Raw genomic sequence first — 5798 nt, 5'->3', positions numbered from 1 at the left:
GCTGCAATAAAAGCAGTTTTTAAAGAAAAAACTGTTTTTATTTCCACTACAATCGGGGCTATTTTGGTAATGCATTTGCGAAGAGGTTAGATTTTCAGGAGGAAATTCAGTATAATTTCACTTCTAAGAAAAAAAAGCAAAAAAACTTTAATAAACAACAATCTTGTTTTCAGGTAATTAAAAAAAACTTTGAAAAAAGGATTAAAAAAGACTTGCGAGAATGAAAAAGATGCTTACTTTTGCACCCGCATTAAGGCAGACGTTCATTAACAAATACTGAAAAAAACTTAAAAAAAGATTTGCACAGAATAGGAAAAGGTTTTACCTTTGCCATCCGCAAAACGCTGAGAGTTTTTTGAAAGAATGAGAGTAGAAAAGAAAAAAAAATATTTTTTTTCGATTTACTTGCGAGTTAAGAAAAAAGATGTACTTTTGCACCCGCTAACCGATAGAGCAATACACGGCTTACTAAAAGAAGTAATGTAGCGCACTAAAGAGAAGTGAAAAATAAGATAAGACACGTTCATAGACATATTGAATTGACAGCCGTTCTGATGCAAATCAGAACAAATAAAAAAGAGAGTAAGAAAATCGAGAGATTTGAATAAGCTAGAATATTATCGTAAAATATTAAAATATACGATGAAGAGTTTGATCCTGGCTCAGGATGAACGCTAGCGGCAGGCTTAACACATGCAAGTCGAGGGGTATATGTCTTCGGATATAGAGACCGGCGCACGGGTGCGTAACGCGTATGCAATCTACCTTTTACAGGGGAATAGCCCAGAGAAATTTGGATTAATGCCCCATAGTATAATTGAATGGCATCATTTAATTATTAAAGTCACAACGGTAAAAGATGAGCATGCGTCCCATTAGTTAGTTGGTAAGGTAACGGCTTACCAAGACAATGATGGGTAGGGGTCCTGAGAGGGAGATCCCCCACACTGGTACTGAGACACGGACCAGACTCCTACGGGAGGCAGCAGTGAGGAATATTGGACAATGGGCGCAAGCCTGATCCAGCCATGCCGCGTGCAGGAAGACGGTCCTATGGATTGTAAACTGCTTTTATACAGGAAGAAACACTCCGACGTGTCGGAGCTTGACGGTACTGTAGGAATAAGGATCGGCTAACTCCGTGCCAGCAGCCGCGGTAATACGGAGGATCCAAGCGTTATCCGGAATCATTGGGTTTAAAGGGTCCGTAGGCGGTTTAATAAGTCAGTGGTGAAATCTGGTCGCTCAACGATCAAACGGCCATTGATACTGTTAGACTTGAATTATAAGGAAGTAACTAGAATATGTAGTGTAGCGGTGAAATGCTTAGATATTACATGGAATACCAATTGCGAAGGCAGGTTACTACTTATGGATTGACGCTGATGGACGAAAGCGTGGGGAGCGAACAGGATTAGATACCCTGGTAGTCCACGCCGTAAACGATGGATACTAGCTGTTGGGCGCAAGTTCAGTGGCTAAGCGAAAGTGATAAGTATCCCACCTGGGGAGTACGTTCGCAAGAATGAAACTCAAAGGAATTGACGGGGGCCCGCACAAGCGGTGGAGCATGTGGTTTAATTCGATGATACGCGAGGAACCTTACCAAGGCTTAAATGTAGATTGACAGGACTGGAAACAGTTTTTTCTTCGGACAATTTACAAGGTGCTGCATGGTTGTCGTCAGCTCGTGCCGTGAGGTGTCAGGTTAAGTCCTATAACGAGCGCAACCCCTGTTGTTAGTTGCCAGCGAGTCATGTCGGGAACTCTAACGAGACTGCCAGTGCAAACTGTGAGGAAGGTGGGGATGACGTCAAATCATCACGGCCCTTACGCCTTGGGCTACACACGTGCTACAATGGACGGTACAGAGAGCAGCCACTGCGCAAGCAGGAGCGAATCTACAAAACCGTTCTCAGTTCGGATCGGAGTCTGCAACTCGACTCCGTGAAGCTGGAATCGCTAGTAATCGGATATCAGCCATGATCCGGTGAATACGTTCCCGGGCCTTGTACACACCGCCCGTCAAGCCATGGAAGCTGGGGGTACCTGAAGTCGGTGACCGCAAGGAGCTGCCTAGGGTAAAACTGGTAACTAGGGCTAAGTCGTAACAAGGTAGCCGTACCGGAAGGTGCGGCTGGAACACCTCCTTTCTAGAGAAGATAATACAAAAGCCTCAAGTAAAGAAATTTACTTACTCTCTGCTGTTAATTCAAATAATACAAAAGCAAATAAAACAGAGTCTCGTAGCTCAGCTGGTTAGAGTACTACACTGATAATGTAGGGGTCCCCAGTTCGAGTCTGGGCGGGACTACTTAGTTTTAAGCTTGGAAATTCTAGGGGTTGAGGCCTTATGAATATAATTCATAATTCATAATTCACAATTCGTAATTAAATTGGGGGATTAGCTCAGCTGGCTAGAGCGCCTGCCTTGCACGCAGGAGGTCAACGGTTCGACTCCGTTATTCTCCACTATTCGCTAATGCGAAGAAAGTTCATTGACATATTGAGATAAGAAAATAATAAAAAGTAGAAAGTACAGTATATATATGATTTATCATTTATATATAAAAGTCCTAAATATTAATTTTATTTAGGCGGCACATAAGCAAAATAAGGGCGTATGGGGGATGCCTTGGCTCTCAGAGGCGATGAAAGGCGTGATAAGCTGCGAAAAGCTACGGGGATTGGCACACACGAATTGATCCGTAGATACCTGAATGGGGCAACCCACTATGTTGAAGACATAGTACACCGATAGGTGGGCAAACCCGCTGAACTGAAACATCTAAGTAGGCGGAGGAGAAGAAAACAAAAGTGATTCCGTAAGTAGTGGCGAGCGAACGCGGATTAGCCCAAACCAGTGTTGTTACGGCAATACTGGGGTTGTAGGACCACGACATTTGTTGCGGATTGAATTAGAATAACCTGGAAAGGTTAACCATAGAGGGTGATAGTCCCGTATAAGTAAGAGAAGATAACGATAGTGGTATCCTGAGTAGGGCGGGGCACGTGAAACCCTGTCTGAATTTGGCGGGACCATCCGCTAAGGCTAAATACTCCTGAGAGACCGATAGTGAACCAGTACCGTGAGGGAAAGGTGAAAAGAACCGTGAATAACGGAGTGAAATAGATCCTGAAACCATACGCTTACAAGCGGTCGGAGCCCTTTAGTGGGGTGACGGCGTGCCTTTTGCATAATGAGCCTACGAGTTAACGTTGCTGGCAAGGTTAAGTGATTAAGTCACGGATCCGTAGCGAAAGCGAGTCTGAATAGGGCGCTTTAGTCAGTAGTGTTAGACGCGAAACCGTGTGATCTACCCATGGGCAGGATGAAGCTGTGGTAACACATAGTGGAGGTCCGAACCGGTTGACGTTGAAAAGTCTTCGGATGACCTGTGGGTAGGGGTGAAAGGCCAATCAAACTCGGAAATAGCTCGTACTCCCCGAAATGCATTTAGGTGCAGCGTTGGTCATAAAGTTATATAGAGGTAGAGCTACTGATTGGATGCGGGGGCTTCACCGCCTACCAATTCCTGACAAACTCCGAATGCTATATAATGTTTACTAACAGTGAGGGCATGGGTGCTAAGGTCCATGTCCGAGAGGGAAAGAACCCAGACCATCAGCTAAGGTCCCCAAATATATGCTAAGTTGAAAAAACGAGGTTTGTCTGCCCAGACAGCTAGGATGTTGGCTTGGAAGCAGCCATTCATTTAAAGAGTGCGTAACAGCTCACTAGTCGAGCGGACGAGCATGGATAATAATCGGGCATAAGCATATTACCGAAGCTATGGATTTATACGTAAGTATAAGTGGTAGGGGAGCATTCTAACAGGGTTGAAGGTGTATCGTAAGGTATGCTGGACTGGTTAGAAAAGAAAATGTAGGCATAAGTAACGATAATGCGGGCGAGAAACCCGCACACCGAAAGACTAAGGTTTCCTCAGCTATGCTAATCAGCTGAGGGTTAGTCGGGTCCTAAGGCGAACCCGAAAGGGACAGTCGATGGCCAACGGGTTAATATTCCCGTACTTCTTATAATTGTGATGGGGTGACGGAGTGATGAAAGCACCGCGAACTGACGGAATAGTTCGTTGAAGTACCTACCTATAAGCTGCGCAGGCAAATCCACGCGGCTTGGGGAAATACGATAGTACTCGGAGTCTTCGGACAAAGAGATAGTGTGCCTAAGGGCTTCCAAGAAAAACCTCTAAACTTAGATTATAAGAACCCGTACCGTAAACCGACACAGGTAGTCGAGGAGAGAATCCTAAGGTGCTCGAGAGATTCATGGCTAAGGAATTAGGCAAAATAGACCTGTAACTTCGGGAGAAAGGTCGCCAGCAGCAATGCTGGCCGCAGTGAAAAGGTCCAGGCGACTGTTTATCAAAAACACAGGGCTCTGCAAAATCGTAAGATGAAGTATAGGGCCTGACACCTGCCCGGTGCTGGAAGGTTAAGAGGAGATGTTATCTTCGGAGAAGCATTGAATTGAAGCCCCAGTAAACGGCGGCCGTAACTATAACGGTCCTAAGGTAGCGAAATTCCTTGTCGGGTAAGTTCCGACCTGCACGAATGGTGTAACGATCTGGACACTGTCTCAGCCATGAGCTCGGTGAAATTGTAGTATCGGTGAAGATGCCGATTACCCGCAGTGGGACGAAAAGACCCTGTGCACCTTTACTATAGCTTAGTATTGGTCTTGGATAAGTGATGTGTAGGATAGGTGGGAGACTATGAAGTGGCGTCGCTAGGCGTTGTGGAGTCATTGTTGAAATACCACCCTTTGCTTATCTGAGATCTAACTCTCTTTCGAGAGGACATTGCTTGGTGGGTAGTTTGACTGGGGTGGTCGCCTCCAAAAGAGTAACGGAGGCTTCTAAAGGTTCCCTCAGCACGCTTGGTAACCGTGCGTAGAGTGCAATGGCATAAGGGAGCTTGACTGAGAGACATACAGGTCGATCAGGTACGAAAGTAGAGCATAGTGATCCGGTGGTTCCGCATGGAAGGGCCATCGCTCAAAGGATAAAAGGTACGCCGGGGATAACAGGCTGATCTCCCCCAAGAGCTCATATCGACGGGGGGGTTTGGCACCTCGATGTCGGCTCGTCACATCCTGGGGCTGGAGAAGGTCCCAAGGGTTGGGCTGTTCGCCCATTAAAGTGGCACGCGAGCTGGGTTCAGAACGTCGTGAGACAGTTCGGTCTCTATCTACTGTGGGCGTTAGAAATTTGAGTGGATCTGATTCTAGTACGAGAGGACCGAATTGGACAAACCTCTGGTGTATCTGTTGTTCCGCCAGGAGCACCGCAGAGTAGCTACGTTTGGAAGGGATAAGCGCTGAAAGCATATAAGCGCGAAACCCACCACAAGATGAGATTTCTTTTAAGGGTCGTTGGAGATGACAACGTTGATAGGCTATAGATGTAAAGGCAGTAATGTCATAGTCGAGTAGTACTAATAACCCGTAAGTTTATGTGCAATTTTCCTCTCTAGTTGTTTACAACTAGAGAGGGAGAATCTTTCTTAAAATAATTTTTCTTTATCTCAGTATGTTAAGATATTATGTATTGTTGTCTCGTTTTTAAAACGAAACACCCTTGCAAAACCTCTTAAGGTGGTTATTGCGTCGGGGCTCACCTCTTCCCATTCCGAACAGAGAAGTTAAGCCCGATTGCGCAGATGGTACTGCATAACTGTGGGAGAGTATGTCGCCGCCTTCTTTTTTGAAAACCTCTATCATTTATTTGATAGAGGTTTTTTGTTTTGTATCAAGTTTAGGAAAATTAAGTAAA

2 tRNA genes and 3 rRNA genes are annotated in these 5798 nt (G+C 45.3%); all 5 read left to right on the top strand.

The annotated features are described in order from the left end of the window. The first annotated feature begins 639 nt into the window (after nucleotides 1-639). Nucleotides 640-2153 (top strand): 16S ribosomal RNA (locus tag QUB33_RS28485). A gap of 87 nt (nucleotides 2154-2240) precedes the next feature. Further along, nucleotides 2241-2314 (top strand) — tRNA-Ile (locus QUB33_RS28480). Between the two features lie 84 nt (nucleotides 2315-2398). After that, nucleotides 2399-2472: transfer RNA gene (locus QUB33_RS28475), tRNA-Ala, on the top strand. A 130-nt stretch (nucleotides 2473-2602) separates the two neighbouring features. Then, nucleotides 2603-5484: ribosomal RNA gene (locus tag QUB33_RS28470) — 23S ribosomal RNA — on the top strand. Between the two features lie 132 nt (nucleotides 5485-5616). After that, nucleotides 5617-5726 (top strand): 5S ribosomal RNA (gene rrf, locus QUB33_RS28465). The 16S, 23S and 5S rRNA genes sit together here with 2 tRNA genes alongside, the layout of an rRNA operon. Nucleotides 5727-5798: the final 72 nt, after the last annotated feature.

The sequence above is a fragment of the Microcoleus sp. B3-A4 genome (genome assembly GCF_036705385.1).
Lineage (GTDB): Bacteria > Cyanobacteriota > Cyanobacteriia > Cyanobacteriales > Microcoleaceae > Microcoleus.
The sequence above is the reverse complement of the archived record's forward strand: the minus strand, read 5'-3'. Positions and strand labels throughout refer to the sequence as shown.